General features: G+C 59.7%; 18 protein-coding genes and 1 pseudogene. 15 read left to right on the top strand and 4 right to left on the bottom strand.

The genetic code is table 11. The annotated features are described in order from the left end of the window. Positions 1 to 2: 2 nt before the first annotated feature. From C1896_01510 to C1896_01485, 6 genes are all read left to right on the top strand, one after another. Complete coding sequence (locus tag C1896_01510; GenBank protein AZZ47479.1) at positions 3 to 980, top strand: serine/threonine protein kinase; 978 nt, start codon at positions 3 to 5, stop codon at positions 978 to 980. Between the two features lie 20 nt (positions 981 to 1,000). Then, positions 1,001 to 3,046: a type VI secretion system tip protein VgrG gene (locus C1896_01505; protein AZZ43717.1), complete on the top strand. Its 2,046-nt coding sequence runs from the start codon at positions 1,001 to 1,003 to the stop codon at positions 3,044 to 3,046. Positions 3,047 to 3,096: 50 nt separating this feature from the next. Then, positions 3,097 to 5,553 carry a hypothetical protein gene (locus C1896_01500; GenBank protein ID AZZ43716.1) on the top strand — a complete coding sequence of 819 codons (2,457 nt, stop codon included), beginning with the start codon at positions 3,097 to 3,099 and terminating at the stop codon, positions 5,551 to 5,553. 111 nt (positions 5,554 to 5,664) lie between these two features. After that, positions 5,665 to 6,027 carry a hypothetical protein gene (locus C1896_01495; protein ID AZZ43715.1) on the top strand — a complete coding sequence of 121 codons (363 nt, stop codon included), beginning with the start codon at positions 5,665 to 5,667 and terminating at the stop codon, positions 6,025 to 6,027. A gap of 117 nt (positions 6,028 to 6,144) precedes the next feature. After that, positions 6,145 to 8,016 carry a hypothetical protein gene (locus tag C1896_01490; GenBank protein AZZ43714.1) on the top strand — a complete coding sequence of 624 codons (1,872 nt, stop codon included), beginning with the start codon at positions 6,145 to 6,147 and terminating at the stop codon, positions 8,014 to 8,016. 27 nt (positions 8,017 to 8,043) lie between these two features. Next, positions 8,044 to 9,207 (top strand): catalase, encoded by a 1,164-nt coding sequence (locus C1896_01485; protein AZZ43713.1) that lies wholly within the window; start codon positions 8,044 to 8,046, stop codon positions 9,205 to 9,207. An 81-nt stretch (positions 9,208 to 9,288) separates the two neighbouring features. Here the strand turns inward: C1896_01485 and C1896_01480 are convergent. From C1896_01480 to C1896_01470, 3 genes and pseudogenes are all read right to left on the bottom strand, one after another. Then, positions 9,289 to 10,063 (bottom strand): annotated as a pseudogene (locus tag C1896_01480) (ABC transporter permease). 226 nt (positions 10,064 to 10,289) lie between these two features. Beyond that, positions 10,290 to 12,110 (bottom strand): translational GTPase TypA, encoded by a 1,821-nt coding sequence (gene typA / locus C1896_01475; GenBank protein AZZ43712.1) that lies wholly within the window; start codon positions 12,108 to 12,110, stop codon positions 10,290 to 10,292. Between the two features lie 168 nt (positions 12,111 to 12,278). Beyond that, positions 12,279 to 13,733 carry a tRNA 4-thiouridine(8) synthase ThiI gene (locus C1896_01470; GenBank protein AZZ43711.1) on the bottom strand — a complete coding sequence of 485 codons (1,455 nt, stop codon included), beginning with the start codon at positions 13,731 to 13,733 and terminating at the stop codon, positions 12,279 to 12,281. 346 nt (positions 13,734 to 14,079) lie between these two features. Between C1896_01470 and glnA the strand changes: the two genes are divergently transcribed. The 5 genes from glnA (at position 14,080) to ntrC (ending at position 19,507) form a co-directional block, all read left to right on the top strand. Then, positions 14,080 to 15,486 (top strand): glutamate--ammonia ligase, encoded by a 1,407-nt coding sequence (gene glnA / locus C1896_01465; protein ID AZZ43710.1) that lies wholly within the window; start codon positions 14,080 to 14,082, stop codon positions 15,484 to 15,486. Positions 15,487 to 15,670: 184 nt separating this feature from the next. After that, a complete protein-coding gene (locus tag C1896_01460; GenBank protein AZZ43709.1) occupies positions 15,671 to 16,198 on the top strand; it encodes a DUF4124 domain-containing protein in 528 nt (175 codons plus the stop codon). Further along, entirely contained in the window at positions 16,195 to 16,827 is a 633-nt protein-coding gene (locus tag C1896_01455) for a penicillin-binding protein (protein AZZ43708.1), read from the top strand. The genes C1896_01460 and C1896_01455 overlap by 4 nt, the downstream gene beginning before the upstream one ends. Before the next feature lie 167 nt (positions 16,828 to 16,994). Continuing rightward, positions 16,995 to 18,077 (top strand): nitrogen regulation protein NR(II), encoded by a 1,083-nt coding sequence (locus C1896_01450; protein ID AZZ43707.1) that lies wholly within the window; start codon positions 16,995 to 16,997, stop codon positions 18,075 to 18,077. Then, entirely contained in the window at positions 18,074 to 19,507 is a 1,434-nt protein-coding gene (gene ntrC, locus C1896_01445; protein ID AZZ43706.1) for a nitrogen regulation protein NR(I), read from the top strand. Before C1896_01450 ends, ntrC begins: the two co-directional genes overlap by 4 nt. Before the next feature lie 29 nt (positions 19,508 to 19,536). Here ntrC and C1896_01440 read toward each other — a convergent pair whose 3' ends face one another. Beyond that, positions 19,537 to 19,977, bottom strand: a complete 441-nt coding sequence (locus C1896_01440) for a hypothetical protein (GenBank protein ID AZZ43705.1) — start codon at positions 19,975 to 19,977, stop codon at positions 19,537 to 19,539. Between C1896_01440 and trmL the strand changes: the two genes are divergently transcribed. The 4 genes from trmL (at position 19,976) to C1896_01420 (ending at position 22,982) form a co-directional block, all read left to right on the top strand. Next, a complete protein-coding gene (trmL, locus tag C1896_01435; protein AZZ43704.1) occupies positions 19,976 to 20,437 on the top strand; it encodes a tRNA (uridine(34)/cytosine(34)/5-carboxymethylaminomethyluridine(34)-2'-O)-methyltransferase TrmL in 462 nt (153 codons plus the stop codon). The two genes, C1896_01440 and trmL, sit on opposite strands and share 2 nt — an antisense overlap. 205 nt (positions 20,438 to 20,642) lie before the next feature. After that, positions 20,643 to 21,179 (top strand): ATP-dependent protease subunit HslV, encoded by a 537-nt coding sequence (locus C1896_01430; protein ID AZZ47478.1) that lies wholly within the window; start codon positions 20,643 to 20,645, stop codon positions 21,177 to 21,179. A gap of 28 nt (positions 21,180 to 21,207) precedes the next feature. Beyond that, the gene (hslU, locus tag C1896_01425; GenBank protein ID AZZ43703.1) at positions 21,208 to 22,554 is read left to right on the top strand and encodes an HslU--HslV peptidase ATPase subunit; all 1,347 of its coding nucleotides are present in this window, start codon (positions 21,208 to 21,210) and stop codon (positions 22,552 to 22,554) included. A gap of 53 nt (positions 22,555 to 22,607) precedes the next feature. Further along, complete coding sequence (locus C1896_01420; protein ID AZZ43702.1) at positions 22,608 to 22,982, top strand: 1-(5-phosphoribosyl)-5-((5-phosphoribosylamino)methylideneamino)imidazole-4-carboxamide isomerase; 375 nt, start codon at positions 22,608 to 22,610, stop codon at positions 22,980 to 22,982. Positions 22,983 to 23,231: the final 249 nt, after the last annotated feature.

Genomic DNA, 23,231 nt, shown 5'->3' with positions numbered 1-23,231 from the left:
CCCTGCGTGTAGAGCCGGCATCAGACCTCACCTACTTCGCTTTCGCGGCATCGGCCGCCAAGCCAGCGAGCCTGGCCACATCGGCCGCAGCCACCGCCGCTAGCGACTTGCCTGAAATCCTGGCTGGACGCTACCTGATCGAACGGCTGCTCGGCGTCGGCGGCATGGGCGCCGTTTACCGCGCACGGGACCTCCTGCGTGAGCAGTTTGGCGACCCGGAACCCTACATCGCCGTCAAAACCCTGAGCGACGAGTTCACCGAGTACCCCGACGCACACGCGCTGCTTTATACCGAGTTCGCGCTGACCGCACGTCTAAGCCATCGCCATGTTGTGCGGTTGTTCGGTTTTGACGTGGACGCCCTCAGCCAGCGCGCCTTTATTACGCTCGAACTGCTCAAGGGACCCACGCTCGACCAGTTGCTCAGCGAACGTCCCGAAGGCCTCACCTGGGACGAGTTACGCGAAATCGCCGTGCCGCTGATTGAAGCCTTGGCTTACTCCCACAGCCGCGGCGTCATTCACGGTGACATCAAACCAAGCAACGTAATACTGGCGGAGGATGGTCTGCGCTTGTTCGACTATGGCCTTGGCCAGCCGCTCGAAGGCGTGCTGAAGAACCTGCCTCGCCTATCCCGCAACCGATTCAAGGCCTGGACCACGCGCTATGCAGCCCCTGAGCTTCTGGACGGCGGCGAGCCATCAGCAGCCAGCGATATGTACGCACTCGGTTGCCTGCTTTATGAAATGGCCAGCGGCAGCCACCCGTTCCGGCGGCTAAGTGCAAAGCAGGCAAAAGCGCTGGCCCTCGACAAGGAATTACGACGCCCACCGCACTTGGCTCATGGTTGGCTCACATTGCAGGCAGCGCTGGCGTTTGATGCTGATCAGCGCACAGCGAGCTTGACCCAACTGCTGGATATATTCCGCCGCCCCGCACCAAGCCGCCTGCGGCGCTGGTTCGGGCGCGCCCATGGATGACAAGGAAACAAGGAAGCGCCATGTTCAACGCGGCCAATGAAGCCAATTTCAGCCTCACCATCGAAGGCATCGATCACGACCTGCAGGTACTCGCCTTCAACGGTCGCGAGGCCATCAGCCAGCCCTACCGCTTCGACTTGGAGCTTGTCAGCGAGCACGCCGATCTGGATCTGCAAAGCCTGCTGCACCAGCCAGCCTTCCTAGCACTCTCGCCGGCAGGCAACGGTATCAATGGGGTGATCTATCGCGTCGCCCAGGGCGAGTCAGGCAAACGCTTGACCCGCTACCAGGTCACCATCGTTCCGCAACTGGCCTACCTTGCGCACCGCACCGATCAGCGCATCTTTCAACATCTGACTGTCCCGCAGATCATCGCTCAGGTGCTTGAGGGTCACGGCATACAAGCGGACGCCTATCGATTTCAACTGGGTCCGGCAATCTACCCCGAGCGTGACTACTGCACTCAGTACGACGAAACCGACCTGCATTTCGTCCAGCGTCTGTGTGAAGAGGAAGGCATCCACTATCACTTCGAGCACAGCGCGCAGGGCCATGTGCTGGTGTTCGGTGATGACCAGACGAGCTTCCCGAAACTCGGCCAGCCCACCGCGTACCTGCAGGACAGCGGGCTGGTCGCCGACGAGCCGGTGATCAAACGCTTCTCGGTGCGCCTGGAGACCCGCACCAACCGCGTCAGCCGGCGCGATTACGACTTCGAACAGCCGCGCCTGGTGATGGAGGCCGCGCAGAAGGGCCAACTGCTAGACGGGCAAAAGTTGCCGGAGCCAGACCTAGAAGATTATGACTACCCGGGCCGCTTCACTGATCGCACACGCGGCAAGCACCTATCCCAGCGGTCCCTGGAACGCCACCGCGCCGACTACCGCCTGGCTGAAGGCCGAAGCGACCAGCCACGGCTGGTCAGCGGGCACCTACTAGAAATCTCAGATCACCCGCGCCGTGAATGGAATGACCTCTGGCTGCTCACCGAGGTGCTTCACGAAGGCAAACAGCCTCAGGTGCTGGAGGAGTCGGTTACGCAATCAGGCGAAAGCACAGATTTTACCCAAGGCTACCGCAACCGCTTCACCGCGACGCCCTGGGATATCCCCCACCGCCCTCAGCTGAACCACCCCAAGCCTAAGGTGCTCGGTAGCCAGAGCGCTGTGGTCACAGGCCCGGCCGGCGAAGAGATCCATTGCGATGAGTACGGCCGCGTGAAGGTCCAGTTCTTCTGGGATCGCCACGGCCAAGCTGATGACAAGACAAGCTGCTGGCTACGCGTCAGTTCAAGCTGGGCAGGCGACCGTTACGGCGGCATAGCCATCCCTCGCGTTGGGATGGAGGTGCTGATCACCTTTTTGGAAGGCGATTCTGATCAGCCGCTTGTTACCGGTTGCCTGTACCACAAGGAGCATAAGGTCCCTTACGACCTGCCAGCCAACAAGACCCGCAGCGTCTTCAAGACGCTTAGCTCACCCGGTGGTGGCGGCTATAACGAGTTGCGCATCGAAGACCGCAAGGGCGCCGAGCAAATCTATATCCATGCCCAGCGCGACTGGGACGAGAACATCGAGCACGACCAGAAGATCCGCGTCGGCCACGAACGCCACGACTCCGTTGAGAAGAACAGCTACAGCGAGTTCCGCGCCGAAGAACACCTGACCGTCGGCCACCGCAAGGTCGAAGTCAAACCCGAAGATCATCTCACCGTCGGCCAGGCCCAGCACATCAAGCTCGGCACCGCCCAACTGACCAAAGCCGGCCGCGAGATCCACCTAAAAGCCGGCCAGAAGATGGTCATCGAAGCCGGCATCGAACTGACCCTGAAAGCAGGCGGCAGCTTTATCAAGCTCGACCCCGGCGGCATCACCGTCAGCGGCCCGATGATCAAGATCAACGCCGGTGGTGCGCCAGGTAAGGGATCAGGGATAAAGATCAAGCCGCCGGTGCCGCCGGGAATGGCAGATAGGGATAAGGCGGGGAGCCTGTTGGAACAGGCACCACCGGGCGAGGGAGCAAAGGTAACCAGCAAACGCAAGCGCTCTCTCAGTTTCTCAGGCTAGAAAAGGACAGGGGCGGCCGTCAGGCCAGCTCGAACAGTAAGGAAGCATCGATGGCCGAACACAAGCCGATCAACTGGGCATACCCGTTTCCCAGCAAGGAACCGAACAGCAATCCACTGCAGCTGATGATCCATATGGCCAACGCCAAGGGTGGCTACTACCCCACTGGGGAGAATGGCCTATGGCACGGCGGCGTACATTTCGACGAGGGCACGGCGGCGTTTTTCGATCAGTCGAGCGTGCGCTGTATAGCCGATGGCGAAGTGATTGCCTACCGCATCGACGAGCGCTACCCGGTCAGCGAATTCACTGACGAGATCCCGCGCGTGAAACGAGCGCCCTTTTCCACGGGGTTCGTGCTGGTCAAGCACAGCCTCCAGCCACCGCCACTGCAGAACGCCGACGGCAGCATTACCGACGGACAAACTCCTCCAAGCCTGACCCTCTACAGCCTGTACATGCACCTGCTGGACTGGGCAGGCTACCAAGCGCAACCGGACCTGCCGCGCCCCGCCTTCTGGAAAACCAAGCGCTATACCGTGAATACGCAGAAGGACGGTCTGAGCGTTCGCGCAGGCCCGAGCAAGAACACCACCAAGCTGTCGGAGCTGTCCAAGGGTGCCGAAATCACCATTGGCGAAACGGAAGGGGAATTCAGCAAGCTGACCAGCATCATCAGCGGGACGGCACAACCCCCGTTGGCAGCTGACGATGACGGGCAACTGCCCGGCCACGTATCCACCAGTTTGCTCAAACCGCACAGCGAACCGACGGAGTGCGACAAGGTTGTCGTTCTCAAGAGCGGGCTGCCAATCAAGGCCGGTGATCTGATAGGCCATCCCGGCCTGTACCAGAACCACGACAGCGCCGCTCAGCACATGGTCCATGTCGAACTATTCAGCTGCGACGATGTGCCTGCGTTCATCGCCCGAAGCCGCGCCTGGGCCAGCCGCTTGCCAGACGACCAGAAAACCCTGCTCAAGGTCTACAAAGGCGCTAGCAAACTGATCGCTCATCGAGAGGGTACAGCTGCTGAGAATCCACCCAAACTCAGCGATGAAGGCTCGCAAGTCGGTGTCGACCTCATAATTCCGCAAACGCTGCTGGATGGACTGCCAGCTTCGCACAAGATTCAGGTCACCATCCCTGCCGAAGGCAGTACGCCGGCAAGCACAACCACATGGTGGCGACTGGACGGACTGTTCATCGACGAAAACGGCAACCCCATCGATGGCTGGCTCGCCGAACAGGAGCTGATCACTACCCGCCATAGCCCTTGGGAATGGGAAGGCTTCCAGTGCATCGAGGAAACCGGAACGCCCCTCGAAAAACTCGCCTACGCCTTCAAAGCCAGAAGCCTGCTGAGCGCAGACGAACAGCACAACTACCGGGCGCAGATCAGCAAAGCCGATGGCGGCCCAATCGTAACGCTCGCTCGACTCTACGATATCGCCGATAGCGATAAGGATGGCGTATTGACCAGCGCTGAAATCCAAGCAGCGCTGACAAGGCCATGGCACGCTCAAGTGCTCGGGCAATTGATCACTAAGTACGAAAGTGAGTGGTCTTGGAACAAAGGAAAATGGGACGAGCTTGACCCTTTACTGGCAGAAGTACCCGGAAAACCCAATCAGGCATGGGAAGCGGAAAAGCAGCGGATCGAGAGGTTGAGTTGGTGGGGTGACCTGGCAGGAAGGGATAAGGTCAGCGAGGATGGGATCGCCTGGCACATATCCCCGATGCCAATTGCCTGCAACTTCATGGCAGACCGATCGTTCAAATTCACGCTCGATATAATGAAAGGAATTTATCCGTCCTTGTTACCCAGCAGGGAAAGTGACCTAGCGGAAATAGCAAATGAGCTAAACGGCCATCTCTCCCTCTACAAATTAGACACCACATTGAGAAGAACCCATTTCTTTGCTCAAATCCTGCAAGAAACTGGGCCCCAACTAAAAGTCGAAGAAGGATTTATATATAAGGCAGAGTCTCTAATGCGAATATTTAAGTACTTCAGAAATAATCCGAAGCTGGCCAAGGCCCATGGCTATGATACTCATCGAGGGGTAAAGGCTGACGGCAACAGAATGTCTCAGGAAGATTTTGAGGCGATTGCTAATGGAGCTTATGGTGGCCGAGCTGATCTAGGCAACGGTGAATATTCGACGGGAGACGGTTGGAAATACCGAGGACGGGGCTTGAAGCAGTTGACTGGCAGGTACAACTACGAAGCGCTAACATCTTGGCACAATCGGCTTACCAAACATTGGCCAGCCGAAAAAGATGTGAATTTTACAGAGCAGCCCGATCTCTTGCTAACCATGAAATATGCCACTCGATCTGCTGCAAATTTCTGGATATCGAATAGGCTGTACGAACTTGCAGATAAAGGTGACTGCTTAGAGACGGTGGACGCAATAACAAGAATAGTGAATCTAAATACGGATAGCTATCAAGCAAGACGGGCAAATTTTGAGAGACTTTGGAGCGCCCAAATATTGAAGTAACCAGAGACAAAATATTTCATTAATAACCATGAAGCGGTCGTTAGAATGAACATCTCGCATCTTGCACTAGCCCTAACTTTAGCTTTTTCGTCTCTCCTATCGGCAAATACTATGGAAGAGACAAAACCCCTTTTCAGCTGCAAAACAAAATCCAATAAATTCCTAGAATTACATAAGCAAGACAATACCATTACTTATAAATTTGGAAAAATAAACTCTCAACCAGAGCTAGAATTAAAAAAATCATTAGATGAGGTGGAGATTTTAATAGGCAACGCGTCTGGCAGCGAACTGACCAACTCCATCAGCTTCGCTAATGGCGAATATACGTACACAGTAATATCCAGCGTCAATAAGGTTGCGGACGTCCAAGAGCCCAAGCACGGCATATTAGTTAAGAAAAACTCTAACTACTTAACTTATATCTCATGCATTTCAGCCTCCGTGGAGGGAAGTTTGCTTGACTTTGAATAACTGTTCGAGCACGCATTCACGCTAATCTGTCACCGCAAAAGCAACGACATCTTATTGCCATCACCCCACAACCCTGCCATAAACGCGCACCCGCCATGACGCTACAAGGATGTACCGATGCGATTGCTGCGCCGAGCCCTGGGGGCTGTCTTGTTGTTGACCGTGCTGGCCGTGGGGGTTGGGCTGTATTTTGTGGCCTATCCGAACCTTCCAGAGTACGAAGCGCCCGAAGCGCTGCATTATCTGGAGCAGTGGGACACCACGCAGCGGCAGACCTACTACTACACACCACAAGGGACCCAGGTTAAGGGACTGGAGTACGACTGGTTCCGTGCGCTGGAACTGCCCTTCAGCCGGGACAGGTTCGCCACACCCGACTACCTCGCCCGCTTCGGATTTCTGGTCGATCCCGCGCAAAAAGCCACCGCGCTGAACCCCGGCAACCTGCCGGTGGGCTTTGCCCGCCACGAGGATGATGAGACCGGTCGCGCCTATCTGGATGTGACCTGCGCGGCCTGCCACACCGGCGAGCTGCGCTACGGGGATCAGGCCATTCGTATCGACGGCGGTGCGGCGATGCATTCGCTGGCCTCCACCGTGCCGACCCTGCGCGGTGGCGCCTTTGGCCAGGCGCTCGGCATGAGCATGGCCTTCACCTATTACAACCCACTCAAGTTCCGTCGCTTCGCCGAGCAAGTGCTGGGCGAGCGTTACGAGCAGGGCCGCGCGCAATTGCGCCACGACTTCAAGCAGGTGCTCGACCGCCTGCTCGGCACGGCCTACAACGACTGGCACCGCGGGCTCTACCCCACTGAAGAAGGCTTCGGCCGTACCGATGCGTTCGGCCGCATCGCCAACAGCGCGTTCGGCGATGCCATAGATCCGGCCAACTATCGCGTCGCCAACGCCCCGGTGAGCTACCCGCATCTGTGGGATATCTGGAAGTTTGATTGGGTGCAGTGGAATGGCTCGGCCATGCAGCCGATGGCGCGCAATATCGGCGAAGCGCTGGGTGTCGGCGCAACATTGCAGCTGCTGCAAGAGAACGGCCAGCCCATCGCGGAGGCAGAGCGCTATGCATCGGGTGTCCGGATACGCGATCTGCATAGGCTGGAAACCACCCTTATGCAGCTGGCTCCGCCCCATTGGCCGGAAGACGTACTGGGCAAGGTCGATATTGAGCAAGCCAGCCTTGGCCGAGCGTTGTACAGGGAGAACTGCGCCCATTGCCACGATGCTAATCCCAAGCCGGTGGAGAAGCGCTTCGCTCCGGAGCGCGACCCCGAATGGCGCATGAAGGTGATCCCCACCTCCTTCGTCGGCACCGATCCGACCACGGCCGACAACATCGCCGATCACCGTTTCGACCTGACTCGCCTGGGCTGGGCGCAGGATGAGCTGGATCGCCTGGACGTGCGCCTGTATGGAAAGTCGTCGGGGCCGTTGGATTTGAGCAAGGTGTCCAGCGCCAAGGGGCTGGCCTACATCACCGCCTATGTCGAAGATCGCGCCTATCGCGATGCAGGGATCAGCGAGGCCGAACGCGCCGAATTCGATGGTTACGGCCTGCCCATCGGCGTGCAGGAGTTACGCGGCTACAAGGCGCGACCTCTTGACGGCATCTGGGCAACACCGCCCTTCCTGCATAACGGCTCGGTCCCCACCCTGTTCCAGCTGCTGTCGCCGATAGCCGAACGGCAAAAACAGTTCTGGGTCGGCAGCCGCGAATACGATCCGCAACACGTCGGGATACGCACCGAACGCTTCGACGGCGGCTTTCTGCTGGATACCGCGATCACCGGCAATAGCAACCGCGGCCATGAATTTCGCGCCGGCTGCCGCGGCAGCGGCGTGATTGGCCGAGCGCTAGCGCCGCACGAGCGCTGGGCCTTGGTCGAGTACCTCAAGGTACTGGGCGACCCCCGCTTTGAACCGCGTCTTGAGGAACTGCCGACTCGGCCGCGCAACCCCGGCCCAAGCTGCCCCTGACCCAGTCATCGCACAAGGATTTGCCACATGCTCACGACACCCTGGCTCTTGATCGGTCGCCTACTGGGCCGGCTACTGCTTGCCACCCTCTGCATCGGACTGGTCGGCTGGGCGATTGCCACCATCCATTTTCATCTCACTCATCGCGGGCCCGTCTCGACAGCAGAAGTCATCGCGCCAACTGAAGCGGCCGACACCCAGGCGATCATTGCCGATGCCATCGCCGTGGTTGAACAGCACAGCGAGAACACCCGCGTGCTGCGTGATGCCCATGCCAAGGCCCACGGCTGCGTGCGAGCCGAGGTCAGCGTGCGCGCCAACCTGGAACCGGCGCTGCGGCATGGCGTACTCAGCGAACCGGGCAAGACGTGGAACGCCTGGGTGCGGCTGTCCAACGGCAACGCCTATCCTCAGTTCGATCGCATCAAGGACGCGCGCGGCATGGCGCTCAAGCTGCTCGACGTACCCGGTGAAAAGCTCACCCGCGATCCGCGTCATGCCAGCGATCAGGATTTCGTGATGTTCAATCACCCGGTGTTCTTCGTCCGAGACGTGGCCGAATACCGCAGCAACTTCGCCTCCCAAGCGCAGGGCAAGAAGGCGTTGGCGTTCTTCCCCAGCGCCGATCCACGCACCTGGGAGCTGCGCCATTTATTCATCGCGCTGCAGACCCTGGCGCCGGCGCCGGAAAGCCCGGTGGCCACCACATACAGCTCTGTGGCGCCCTACAAACTCGGCCCACACAACATCAAATATCGGGTTATCCCAACGCCAGAAAACTGCCCGACCTACCAGCTGCCCGAACAAAACCGCGACCTGCCGAACTTCCTGCGCAGCGCGCTCTACCAACAGCTGTCTCTCGACCGCGCACCCGCCTGTTTCGCCTTGCAAGTGCAGCGGCAGAAGGCCGAGCATTACATGCCCATCGAGGACACCAGCATCGAATGGAGTGAAGCCATCTCGCCATTCGAGACGGTCGCAGACATTCGCCTGCCGCCACAGGACTTCAACAGCCCCGAGCAGAACCTCAACTGCGACAACCTCAGCTTCAACCCCTGGCACGCGTTGCTGGCGCATCGTCCAATCGGCGGCATCAACCGCCTGCGTAAGGCCGTCTACGAGTCCATTAGCGCGTATCGGCTTGAGCGCAACGGTGCAGAGTACCGAACGGCCGGCGAAGCCACGCCTTAACAATCGAGTCGGCTGAGCAGGGGGCGCGCGAGCGATGCTTTCAACGCATACGAGGCGCAACCGAGTAGCGCCGGCGGGTTTTTAGCCTCGTATATACGTATCAGCGCCGGCGTATCCACCGTGTACCACCCGGCGATACGCCATCCGCGCAGCAGCATCGAGGAAGAACCCAAGCACGCAGATCAACAGCACAACGGCCAGCAGTTCCGAATAAGCCAGACGGTCGCGGCTGTCGAGAATGAAGTAGCCCAACCCGGCGCTCACGCCGAGCATCTTGCACGGTACCAGCACGATCCAGACGATACCGATCAACAACCGCCCCCGGGTAAGCACATGACCAAGCACGCCCGGGACGATCACGTGGCGCGCCGTTTCCAGGCGTGTGGCTGACAAACTGCGGGTGAGTTGCAAGCAGAGCGGGTCGAGCGCCTACACCCCGGCGCCGGTGTTGAGCATGATGGACCACACCGCAGCGAAGGCGAGCAGGAAGTAGACCGGCGCATCACCAACCCCCAGCAGCATGACCGCCTAAGGCATCCAGGGCAGCGGCGAAGTCATCCGCAATAACTGGAACGCCGGTGTGGTCGCCCACTCCACCCGCTGAAAGCTACCCACTACAAGCCCTGAGGGCACGCCCGCGAGCAGCGCCAACCGAAGGCCAACGAACACCCGCTTGAGGCTCAGCAACACGTGGTGCCAGATCGCTGCTGGCAATCAACTCCAGCAGCGTCTGAAGCGTTGGCCACGGCGCGAGCTGACCGAGCAGCGGCTCATCGGCGACACGCCAGTAGGCCAGCGACCAGAAACCCAGCAGCGCGGCGAGCCCGTAGCTACGAGGCCTCGGTCGTCCCGCCAGGCGCTGCGATGCACAGGGAAGGGTCCGAACCTGGAACGCCGCGATTTCGCTGCGGATTCTGAAGTGCTTGCAGACACAGATACTCGACGCACGAAGCGTCAACCGCTGCACGGCTAGGCCTCTGGAAACTTCCAGGCCCAGCGATACGCACTTGCGCACGCTTGCGACAACAAAAAAGCCCCCGCCGGCTCTCGCCGGCGGGGGCTTTCAGTAACCAAAAGCTATATCAGTTCTTGGCTTTCTTCGCAGCGCGGTTGCGCTCGCCTTCGTCGAGGATCTTCTTGCGAAGACGGATCGACTTCGGGGTCACTTCGCACAGCTCGTCGTCCTGGATGAATTCCAGCGCCTGCTCCAGGGTGAACTTCACCGGCGGAACCAGGGCGATGGTTTCGTCCTTGCCCGATGCACGCATGTTGTCGAGCTTCTTGCCTTTGGTGGGGTTGACGCCCATGTCGTTGTCACGGCTGTTCAGGCCGACGATCTGACCGTTGTAGATCTCCTGGCCGTGCTCGACGAACAGCTTGCCGCGCGCCTGCAGGGTTTCCAGGGAATAGGTCAGTGCCTTGCCGGTTTCGACCGATACCAGCACGCCGTTCTGACGACCGGACATGTGGCCGGACTTCATCACGTCGTAGCGGTCGAAGATGGAGGTCAGGATGCCAGCGCCGTTGGTGATGGTCAGGAAGTGGTTACGGAAACCGATCAGGCCACGGGCGGGGATGTTGTACTCAAGGCGCACACGACCCTTGCCATCCGGGACCATGTTGCTCAGGTCGCCCTTACGCAGGCCCATCTCTTCCATGACCTTGCCCTGGGCTTCTTCCGGGATGTCGATGGTGACGTTCTCGAACGGCTCGTGCTTGGCACCGTCGACGTCACGAATGATCACTTCCGGACGGCCTACGGCCATTTCGAAGCCTTCGCGGCGCATGTTTTCGATCAGTACCGACAGGTGCAGCTCACCACGGCCGGATACCTTGAACTTGTCGGCCGAGTCGCCTTCTTCAACGCGCAGGGCTACGTTGTACAGCAGCTCCTTGTCGAGACGGTCCTTGATGTTACGGCTGGTGACGAACTTGCCTTCCTTGCCGCAGAACGGTGAATCGTTGACCTGGAAGGTCATGGAAACGGTCGGCTCGTCAACGGTCAGCGGCTTCATCGCTTCGACGTTGTTCTGGTCGCACAGGGTGTCGGAGATGAACAGCTCATCCATACCGCTGATGCAGACGATGTCGCCGGCAGTGGCTTCTTCGACGTCGACACGGTGCAGACCGTGGTGACCCATCAGCTTGAGGATACGGCCGTTACGCTTCTTGCCATGCATGTCGATGGCAGTGACCGGGGTGTTCGGCTTGACGCGACCACGGGCGATACGGCCTACACCGATGATGCCGAGGAAGCTGTTGTAGTCCAGAGCTGAAATCTGCATCTGGAACGGGCCGTCCATGTCTACCTTCGGAGCCGGCACGTGATCGACGATCGCCTGGTACAGCGGGGTCATGTCTTCGGCCATGTCGGTGTGGTCCAGACCGGCGATGCCGTTCAGGGCCGAGGCGTAGACGACCTGGAAGTCCAGCTGCTCTTCGGTGGCGCCTAGGTTGTCGAACAGGTCGAAGATCTGGTCCAGCACCCAATCAGGACGCGCGCCCGGACGGTCGACCTTGTTGATCACCACGATCGGACGCAGGCCGGCTTCGAAGGCCTTCTTGGTCACGAAGCGGGTTTGCGGCATAGGGCCGTCTTGAGCGTCAACCAGCAGCAGCACGGAGTCGACCATCGACATTACACGCTCTACTTCGCCGCCGAAGTCGGCGTGGCCGGGGGTGTCGACGATGTTGATGCGGTAGTCGTTCCAACGGATCGCAGTGTTCTTGGCGAGAATGGTGATACCACGCTCTTTTTCCTGGTCGTTCGAATCCATCACGCGCTCGTCGTTGAGCTCGCCGCGTTCCAGAGTGCCGGACTGACGCAGGAGCTTGTCGACCAGGGTGGTTTTGCCATGGTCAACGTGAGCAATGATGGCGATGTTGCGAAGATTGTCGATCACAGTAGTGGTCTCGTAGTTGGGTTGGGCTACTCGGCAAATGCTTCAAGCTGCCCAACGCGAAAAAATTGGATGAAGGGAAGAAATCGTTAGCGACGTGTTGCGGCGATTCAGCCGCAAAGCGGGTCGGGAGGGCGGTGGCGGATACTGCCGCCCAGCAGGCCGGGCTGTTTAGCTCGGACGATAAACGCGCACATTGACATGCCCCTCGCTCAGCAAATGATGAGCATGCAGGCGGCTCATGACACCTTTATCGCAATACAGCAGGTACTGGCGATTGTCGTCCAGTTCCTTGAATCGGTTGTTCAGTGCATAAAACGGCAATGTTTGCACTTCGATGCCCTGCAGTTGCAGAGGTTCGTCCTCGGCAAGGTCGGGATGGCGAATGTCGATTACAACCTGCCCGGCACTCGCCTCGATAACTTCTTCAACTTGCAAATCCTGGCCCAGCTCGTCGATCACCCGATCGATGGCCACTTGCCGGGCATTCGCCAGAGCGCGCTCGAGAATCGCCATGTCGAACTGTTTCTCTTCGTGCTCGACGCGATAGCGTTTGGCTTTGGTCGTCGGGTTCACCGAAATTACGCCACAGTACTCGGGCATGTTCTTGGCAAATTCCGCCGTACCGATCTCTAAAGCGGTGTCGATGATGTCCTGTTTGTGGCTGGCGATCAGCGGGCGCAGCACCAGCATATCGGTAGCTGAGTCGATAACCGACAAATTCGGCAGCGTCTGGCTCGAAACCTGAGAGATCGCTTCACCGGTTACCAGCGCGTCGATATGCAAACGTTCGGCGATCTGAGTCGAGACGCGCAGCATCATGCGTTTCAACACTACGCCCATGTGGCTGTTATCGACCTTCTCCAGGATCTCACCGACCACTTCCTCGAACGGCACGCTGATAAACAGTACGCGATGGGAGCTGCCGTACTTCTTCCATAAATAGTGGGCCACTTCCATCACGCCCAGCTCATGGGCGCGGCCACCCAGATTGAAGAAGCAGAAATGGGTCATCAACCCGCGGCGCATCATCTGATACGCCGCCACTGTGGAATCGAAACCGCCGGACATCAGTACCAGCGTTTGCTCAAGCGCGCCCAGCGGGTAGCCGCCAATACCGTCGTGCTGTGCATGCACGACAAACAGGCGCTGGTCGCGGATTTCCATCCGCACTTCGATTTCCGGTGCTTTGAGCGAGATGCCAGCGGCGTCGCACTGTTGGCGAAGCTCGCTGCCAACATATCGCTCTACATCCATCGAGCTGAATGGGTGCTTGCCTGCCCGCTTGCATCGCACGGCGAAGATCCTGCCCGGCAGACGGTCGGCGTAATGCGCTTTGCACTTGGCGAGGATGTCATCCAGATCGCCTAGCGGGTACTCGTGCACTTCCAAGCAATGGGCGATGCCCGGCGTGCAGCGCAGGCGCTCGATCATCTGGTGCAAGGTTTTCGAATCACTGAGCGCGGTTTCCACCTCAACGTTGTCCCACACCCCCTCCACCCGCAGTTCGGGATCGAGGTCGCGCAGTACGGTACGGATGTTCTTCGCCAATTGGCGAATGAAGCCCTTGCGTACCGGTGGGCTCTTAATGGTGATTTCGGGGAAAACCTTGACGATCAGCTTCATGGAAACAGCGCAGCGCCAGCATGGCGTGAAAAGAGGGGGGCGGAGTATATCGGAATTTGGTCAAGCTTTAGACAGTTTTATCGGAAAGCCCAACCTTGCACCCTTATGGAACAAGCTCATCATTTTTTGCACCAACTTAGAGCACTCCTAAGCGGGCACAGCTGCACTAAACGACAGCGAGTGCGGCAAGACGGCTTAATAAGGGTGTTCGGATCCATCTCGGAGCACTGGCATGTAATTTGCTCCCTTGTGAGGCAGGTCGCCTTGACGGAGTATCGCCCGCTCGGCTTCACCCCCTAGATTCCGGAAGCATATCTGTCAACGCTTCCACCACTTGGAGAGCACCATGTCGAAGTCGCTTCAACTGATCAAAGATTACGATGTGAAGTGGATTGATCTGCGCTTCACCGACACCAAGGGCAAGCAGCACCACGTGACCGTTCCGGCGCGCGATGCTCATGACGAAGATTTCTTCGAGCACGGCAAAATGTTCGACGGCTCGTCCATCCATGGCTGGAAGGGCATCGAAGCCTCCGACATGATCCTGATGCCGGTCGATGAAACTGCCGTTCTGGATCCGTTCACCGAAGAGCCAACCCTGATTCTGGTCTGCGACATTGTCGAGCCAAGCACCATGCAGGGCTATGACCGCGACCCTCGCTCCATCGCCAAGCGCGCCGAGGAATTCCTCAAGTCCACCGGCATCGGCGACACTGTATTCGTTGGCCCGGAGCCTGAGTTCTTCATCTTCGACCAAGTGAAGTTCAAGTCCGACATCTCCGGCTCGATGTTCAAAATCTACTCCGAGCAAGGCTCCTGGATGACCGACCAGGACGTCGAAGGCGGCAACAAGGGCCATCGCCCGGCCGTGAAGGGTGGCTACTTCCCGGTTCCGCCGTGTGACCACGACCACGAAATCCGTACTGCCATGTGCAACGCCATGGAAGAGATGGGCCTGGTCGTCGAAGTGCATCACCACGAAGTGGCGACTGCCGGTCAGAACGAAATCGGCGTCAAGTTCAACACCCTGGTAAACAAGGCTGACGAAGTTCAGACCCTGAAGTACTGCGTGCACAACGTGGCCGATGTCTACGGCAAGACCGCGACCTTTATGCCGAAGCCGCTGTATGGCGACAACGGTTCGGGCATGCACGTACACATGTCGATCTCCAAAGACGGCAAGAACACCTTCGCCGGCGAAGGCTATGCCGGCCTGTCCGAGACCGCTCTGTACTTCATCGGCGGCATCATCAAGCACGGCAAGGCGCTGAACGGCTTCACCAACCCGGCCACCAACTCCTACAAGCGCCTGGTTCCGGGCTTCGAAGCACCGGTCATGCTGGCCTACTCGGCTCGTAACCGTTCCGCCTCGATCCGTATCCCGTACGTTTCCAGCCCGAAAGCCCGCCGTATTGAAGCGCGCTTCCCGGATCCGGCTGCCAACCCCTACCTGTGCTTCGCCGCACTGCTGATGGCTGGCCTGGACGGCATCCAAAACAAGATCCACCCCGGCGATGCTGCTGACAAAAACCTGTACGATCTGCCGCCAGAAGAAGGCAAGCTGATCCCGCAGGTCTGCGGAAGCCTGAAAGAAGCCCTGGAAGAACTCGACAAGGGCCGTGCGTTCCTGACCAAGGGCGGCGTGTTCTCCGATGACTTCATCGATGCCTACCTCGAGCTGAAGAGCGAGGAAGAAATCAAGGTCCGTACCTTCGTTCACCCGCTGGAATACGACCTGTACTACAGCGTCTAAGCCAGTACGCGTGACAGAAAAGCCTCCTTCGGGAGGCTTTTCCGTTTCTGCGATGTCATTAGTCGGTGATACCGACGTTACGACAAACGACCGGAGTGGCGTCGATCCCAAATCGCAACGGTCGCGCTTGCCTCGCCGCCAGCACGGTGCAAGGCTTCTCGCCACCCCTACCGCGGAGCTTCCCATGCGCATTGCATTGTTCAGCCTGCTACTTGTTCTCATGGCGCCCGCTATGGCGCAGATTTACAAATACACCGACGACAAGGGCAACACCGTCTTCACCAATCAGCCACCCGAAGGCGTCGAGGCGAACGCTGTCGACCTTCCGCCCGCCAACACCGTTGATATCAAGATGCCCGCAGCCCCGCCACCGTTGGCCAACGAGCAGAGCAGCGGGGAGCGCCAGCAACCCTATCGGAGCGTCGCGATCGGCGGTATTCCGGACGAGCAGGCGCTGCGCGCAAACAGCGGCACCTTTATCGTCAACGCCCAGCTCGATCCGCCACTAAAGCAGGGCCACCAACTCCGCTTCCTACTTGACGGCGTTCCCCAGGCAGAACCCAGCAGCGCGACCGCACTGCAGTTGATAAATGTGGATCGCGGCACCCACCTGCTCGAAGTACAGGTGCTCAGCGGGGGCCAAGTCGTGCAGCAGGCCGAGGAGCAGTTCACCGTTCAGCGCGTCCACACCTCCAGCCCGGCGCGCCGATGAGACGCACCACGCGGCTGTGGCTTTCGGCGCTGCTGCTGGCGTTCGCATTGCCCGCGAGCGCAGCCATTTACAGCTACACCGATGCCGAGGGTAACCGCGTATTCACTGATCGCCCGGGCGGCCGCGCCGCCGAGCAGGTCGAGACCAAACCGGCCAACAGCATGGCGGCACAGCCCGTACCGCCGCCGAAGCAAGCAGTTAAGGTTCTAAAGGCGACCACACCAGGCTACACATTGCTCGATATCGTGCAGCCCGATCCCGACGCCACCATTCGCAACAATGCCGGTGAGCTGGCCGTCAGCGTGACCAGCACCCCTGCCCTGCATCCGGGCCATCAATATCGGTTGCTGCTTGATGGTGCGGCTGTGGGCGCGCCCGGTGAAAGCCCGGCATTGATGCTGCAAAACGTCGACCGAGGTAGCCACCAGTTGGTGGTCGAAGTGATCGACAGCCAGGGCGAGCGCCTGCAGGCCAGCGCGCCCCGCGTGTTCCACATGATGCGTACTTCCCTTGCGCAACGCCGCATGGTCAACCCATGCAAGAAAGGCGATTACGGCGTTCGCCCAGAGTGTCCGCTGAAGGATAAACCGAAGGAAAAGAAAGATATTCCATTCGTGCCCTTTCTGTGACCATGCTGCGCACCTGAATGGTGCATAGTTTAAGCCATCTTGTTTAGCGCTCCCCTTCCTGATCGACGCCCTGCTCTGGAGCGCTAGTGCTCGCGGCGCCGCGCCGAAAAGGAGCGCCTTGGTTTGCTTCTTGCATTTCCTGACGTACATTCCGGATGCAGACTGCCATGATCAACGAAGCCCTACAGCGCCTGCTGATCGAGAATCTCACCACCGCCACCCTTTTGCTTAATTCACGGTTGCGCCTGGAATACATGAATCCGGCGGCCGAGATGCTGCTTGCCGTCAGCGGCCAGCGCAGCCACGGTCAGTTCATCAGCGAACTGTTCACCGAGTCGTCGGAAGCCCTGGCGGCATTGCGCCTTGCCGTCGAAGAAGCCCATCCGTTCACCAAGCGGGAAGCGACCCTGACATCCGCCAGCGGCCAGACGCTGACCGTCGACTACGCCGTGACGCCGGTACTGACGAAGCAGGAGACGATGCTGCTGCTGGAAGTGCTGCCACGCGACCGGCTGCTGCGCATCACCAAGGAAGAGGCGCAGCTGTCCAAGCAGGAAACCACCAAGATGCTGGTTCGCGGGCTTGCCCATGAAATCAAGAACCCGCTTGGGGGAATACGCGGCGCCGCCCAACTGCTGGCCCGCGAACTGCCCGAAGAACACCTCAAGGATTACACCGAAGTCATCATCGAAGAGGCCGACCGCCTGCGTAACCTGGTCGATCGGATGCTCGGCTCAAACAAGTTGCCATCGCTGGCGATGACCAACATTCACGAGGTGCTCGAACATGTCGCCAGCCTGATCGAAGCCGAATGCCAAGGCAGCCTCATTTTGGTGCGTGACTACGATCCAAGTATTCCCGAGGTCCTGATGGACCACGAGCAGATGATTCAGGCCGTGCTCAACATCATGCGTAACGCCATGCAGGCGCTTGCCGGGCAAACCGAACTGGGGCTGGGCCGTCTGACGCTACGTACTCGCACGCTGCGCCAGTTCACCATTGGTCATATCCGCCATCGGCTGGTCGCCCGGATCGAAATCATCGACAACGGGCCAGGCATTCCCGCCGAACTGCAGAACACGCTTTTTTACCCGATGGTCAGTGGCCGCCCCGACGGCACCGGCCTCGGCCTGGCCATTACCCAGAACATCATCAGCCAGCACCAGGGGCTGATCGAATGCGAAAGCCATCCCGGGCACACCTCGTTTTCGATCTTCCTGCCGCTGGAACAAGGAGTACCAACCGCATGAGCCGCAGCGAAACTGTCTGGATTGTCGACGATGACCGCTCCATCCGCTGGGTCCTGGAGAAAGCGCTGCAACAGGAAGGCATGACCACCCAAAGTTTCGAAAGCGCTGATGGTGTGCTGGCGAAACTCGCACGGCAGCAGCCGGATGTGATCATTTCCGACATCCGCATGCCGGGTGTGAGCGGTCTCGACATGCTGGCGCAGATCCGCGACCTCTACCCGCGCCTGCCCGTGATCATCATGACCGCGCATTCGGACCTCGACAGCGCGGTAGCCTCCTACCAGGGCGGCGCGTTCGAATACCTGCCCAAGCCTTTCGATGTGGATGAAGCGGTATCGCTGGTCAAGCGCGCCAACCAGCATGCCAAAGAGCAGCAAGGGCTCAAGGCACCCGTCGATCAACGCCACACAACGGAAATCATCGGCGAAGCACCAGCGATGCAGGAAGTGTTTCGCGCCATTGGCCGCCTCTCCCACTCAAACATCACTGTGTTGATCAACGGTGAGTCCGGTACCGGAAAGGAGCTGGTCGCTCATGCCTTGCACCGGCATAGCCCACGTTCGGCCTCCCCATTTATTGCGCTGAATATGGCCGCGATTCCAAAGGATCTGATGGAATCGGAGCTGTTCGGTCACGAGAAAGGGGCCTTCACCGGTGCTGCCAACCAGCGTCGCGGCCGCTTCGAGCAGGCCGATGGCGGCACGCTGTTCCTCGACGAGATCGGTGACATGCCCGCCGACACCCAGACCCGCCTCCTGCGCGTACTGGCTGACGGCGAGTTCTATCGGGTCGGCGGTCATACACCGGTCAAGGTCGACGTACGCATCATTGCCGCTACCCACCAGGACCTGGAAACCTTGGTTCAGGCCGGCAAGTTTCGCGAAGACCTGTTTCATCGGCTGAATGTCATCCGCATCCATATCCCACGCCTGTCCGACCGCCGCGAAGACATTCCGACGCTGGCCTCACATTTCCTTGCCAGTGCCGCTACCGAACTGGCAGTCGAGACCAAGCTGCTCAAGCCCGAAACCGAGGAATACCTGCAAAACCTGCCGTGGCCGGGCAACGTGCGCCAGCTGGAGAACACCTGCCGCTGGATCACGGTGATGGCATCGGGGCGCGAAGTGCATGTCGACGACCTGCCTCCGGAACTGCTCAATCAGCCGGCCGATGCCATGCCGTCGAACAACTGGGAGCAGGCGCTGCGCCACTGGGCCGACCTGGCACTGGCTCGCGGCCAATCGAATCTGCTCGACGAGGCGGTACCGGCTTTCGAACGCATCATGATCGAGACTGCACTCAAGCACACCGCCGGCCGCCGCCGTGATGCGGCTCTGCTATTGGGCTGGGGACGGAATACGCTCACGCGCAAAATCAAAGAGCTGGGAATGGGCGACAGCGCAGACGAGGATGAGGGCGACGAAGCCTGACCTGAACTGGCGCAGCCAGCGGCTGCGCCTTAGCGCGGCTTGACCTCGACCAGCAAGCGCCACTCGCCATCGATGTTTTTACCCGACCAGCTGGCTACGAGCGGTCGGGTCGCCACGAAATGCAGCAACAACCCTTTCTCCGTCGTCTGCACGCGCCAGCCAGCACTGGTGCTCCCAACCTCTATACGCCCGGCATCGGCGCTGCCCTTGGACTGAAACAGCATGCCCACGGCGCCTTCGACGTCCTGGCTGTAGAGCTCCGGCTCGCGGTTGAACCATAGCTGCAGCCCACTCGCTACAGGCTCGATACGCAACAGCTCGGCCGGGCCAGGCCGAAAGACGTGGCCGAGAAAAGAGCCGAACAACAGCCCGAGCAGCACCAGCGAGCCGAAAAAGCGCCGGCGAAGGCGAGGTAGCGGGTCGTTAGCCGCAGTAGAATGCCGGTCGTTTTCAGAGTCGGTGCCGCGCATGTTTCATGTAATCCTTTTTCAACCGGAGATTCCGCCGAATACCGGCAACATTATCAGGCTCTGCGCCAATGCCGGTTGTAGCCTGCACCTGATCGAACCGCTGGGCTTTGAGCTGGATGACAAACGGTTGCGCCGCGCCGGGCTGGATTATCACGAGTACGCGCCGCTCAAGCGACACGCCGATTTCGATAGTTGCCTAGAGAGCCTCGGCCGCCCTCGCCTGTTCGCCTTTACCACCAAAGGCTCACAACCCTTTCATGAGGTCAAATTCCAGCGCGGCGATGCCTTCCTGTTCGGCCCGGAAAGTCGCGGTTTGCCGCCGGAGATCCGCGACGCGCTGCCCAACGAGCAGCGCCTGCGACTGCCGATGCGTCCAGACAGCCGCAGTTTGAACCTCTCCAACACCGTGGCCGTCGCCGTCTACGAGGCCTGGCGACAGCTGGACTTCGCGCTGCAATAGCGCTGCCTCGCCAACAGCGGGCCCGTGCGTGTCGCTTGGCGATCCGTAGCGCTCAGCCCTGTCTGCACGGCGAGCCGCCTGCGTCACGTCGATAGATTCAAAAGGGGCAAGACGCGATTCCCTCGCATCGGTTGAAATGCGCGGCAGCGTCCCCCATATCAAGCGCATTCGGGCATTCATCGCCCCGCTGCGTGGAGATTTTCCTTTGACCACCATCGTTTCAGTACGCCGCAACGGCAAAGTCGTCATGGGCGGCGACGGCCAGGTTTCCCTCGGTAACACCGTCATGAAAGGCAACGCCAAGAAAGTCCGGCGCCTCTATCACGGCCAAGTCCTGGCGGGCTTCGCTGGCGCCACCGCCGATGCCTTCACCCTCTTTGAGCGTTTCGAAGGTCAGCTGGAAAAACATCAGGGCCATCTGGTTCGGGCGGCCGTCGAGTTGGCTAAAGATTGGCGGACCGATCGCTCACTGAGCCGCTTGGAAGCCATGCTAGCGGTAGCCAACAAAGACGCCTCGCTGATCATCACCGGCAACGGCGACGTGGTGCAGCCAGAGAACGATCTGATTGCCATGGGCTCCGGTGGCGGATTCGCCCAGGCCGCCGCCATGGCACTGATGCAGAAAGGTGACCAGAGCATGTCGGCCCAGGACATCACCGAAACCGCGTTGAACATTGCCGGCACCATCTGTGTCTTCACCAACCAGAATCTCACCATCGAGGAGCTCGACAGCGCGATCTGATCGCCCTCGAGCCCCGGAGTACCGCACCATGTCCATGACGCCCCGCGAGATCGTCCACGAACTCAATCGCCATATCATCGGCCAGGACGACGCCAAGCGTGCCGTCGCCATTGCGCTGCGCAACCGCTGGCGGCGGATGCAGCTCTCCACCGAGCTGCGCCCGGAAGTGACGCCAAAGAATATCCTGATGATCGGCCCCACTGGCGTAGGCAAGACCGAGATTGCTCGGCGCCTGGCGAAGCTGGCCAATGCGCCGTTCATCAAGGTGGAGGCGACCAAGTTCACCGAAGTGGGTTATGTCGGCCGTGATGTCGAGTCGATCATCCGCGACCTCGCCGATGCCGCACTGAAGATGCTCCGCGAGCAGGAAGTAGTGAAGATGCGCCATCGCGCCGAAGATGCCGCCGAAGAGCGCATCCTCGACGCGCTGCTACCTCAGGCCCGCCCGGCCGGCTTCAATGAGGAGCAACCGGTACAGAGCACCGATTCCAATACGCGCCAGCTGTTCCGCAAGCGCCTGCGCGAGGGCCAGCTCGATGACAAGGAAATCGATATCGAAGTGGCCGAGAGCCCAGCCGGTGTCGAGATCATGGCTCCTCCAGGCATGGAGGAGATGACAAATCAGCTGCAGAGCCTTTTCTCCAACATGGGTAAAGGCAAGAAGAAAAGTCGCAAGCTGAAGATCAAGGACGCACTCAAACTGGTCCGCGATGAAGAAGCCGCGCGCCTGGTCAATGAAGAAGAGCTCAAAGCCCGCGCACTGGAAGCGGTAGAGCAGCACGGTATCGTTTTCATCGATGAGATCGACAAGGTTGCCAAGCGCGGCAACACCAGCGGCGCCGACGTTTCGCGCGAGGGCGTGCAGCGCGATCTGTTGCCGCTGATCGAAGGCAGCACGGTCAACACCAAGCTCGGCATGGTCAAGACCGATCACATCCTGTTCATTGCCTCGGGTGCATTCCACCTGTCCAAGCCCAGCGATCTGGTGCCGGAGCTGCAGGGTCGACTGCCGATCCGCGTCGAGCTCAAAGCGCTGTCGCCGGAAGACTTCGAGCGCATCCTCACCGAGCCACACGCCTCGCTGACCGAGCAGTATCGTGAGCTGCTGAAGACCGAAGGGCTGGGCATTGAATTCACCGAGGACGGCATCAAGCGCCTGGCGCAGATCGCCTGGCAGGTCAACGAGAAGACCGAGAACATCGGTGCTCGCCGCCTGCACACGCTGCTTGAGCGCCTGCTGGAAGAGGTCTCGTTCAGCGCTGGCGACCTGGCCGGACAGCAGAATGGCGAGCCGATCCGCATCGATACCGCTTACGTCAACAGCCACCTCGGTGAGCTGGCCGAAGACGAAGACCTGTCGCGCTATATCCTTTGAAACAAGCGACTGCGCCTCATGGACGAGGCTCGGCGCGCTGTCAGGAGCAATCGATGCGTATCCCTACTGCAATCAAGCTGCACAAAACGTCGAAAACACTGGAGCTGGAATACGGGCCAGAGCAGCGCTATGTGCTATCCGCTGAGTTTCTGCGGGTCCACTCGCCTTCAGCCGAGGTGCAGGGTCACGGCAATCCGATCCTGCAGACCGGCAAGATCAACGTTGCACTTGATGGCATAGAGCCGGCCGGGCAGTACGCGCTCAAGCTGACCTTCAGCGATGGCCACGACAGCGGCTTGTACAGCTGGGACTATCTCTACCGGTTGGCGACCGATCAGCAGCAGATGTGGGCGGAATACCTCGACGCACTTGCCCGCGCTGGAAAGTCCCGTGATCCGGACATCTCACCGGTCAAGCTGATGCTCTAAGCTTCGACATGTAAGCACCGGCTACGATGGACCGCGCTTCATTGATCCACGACCGGGTCACCGGGGTGTAAAAAATCGCATGCGCCTTGTGCTCAAGTGGGGTTCAGGATCGAAGCGCCTGGTCCAGGGCTTGCTCGATTGGCGTCTGAACGCCGCCGCCCAGCGCCGACTGTCAGGCTGTGTTCGGCCAGCCATGGGCTGCGCTGACTTGCCGCTCGCTGCTTGGCGCTCGAGGATGCTTTTAGGTTT

The organism is Pseudomonadaceae bacterium SI-3 (assembly GCA_004010935.1).
GTDB lineage: Bacteria > Pseudomonadota > Gammaproteobacteria > Pseudomonadales > Pseudomonadaceae > Stutzerimonas.
Note: the sequence above shows the minus strand (reverse complement) of the source record. Positions and strands in the feature narration are given on the sequence as shown.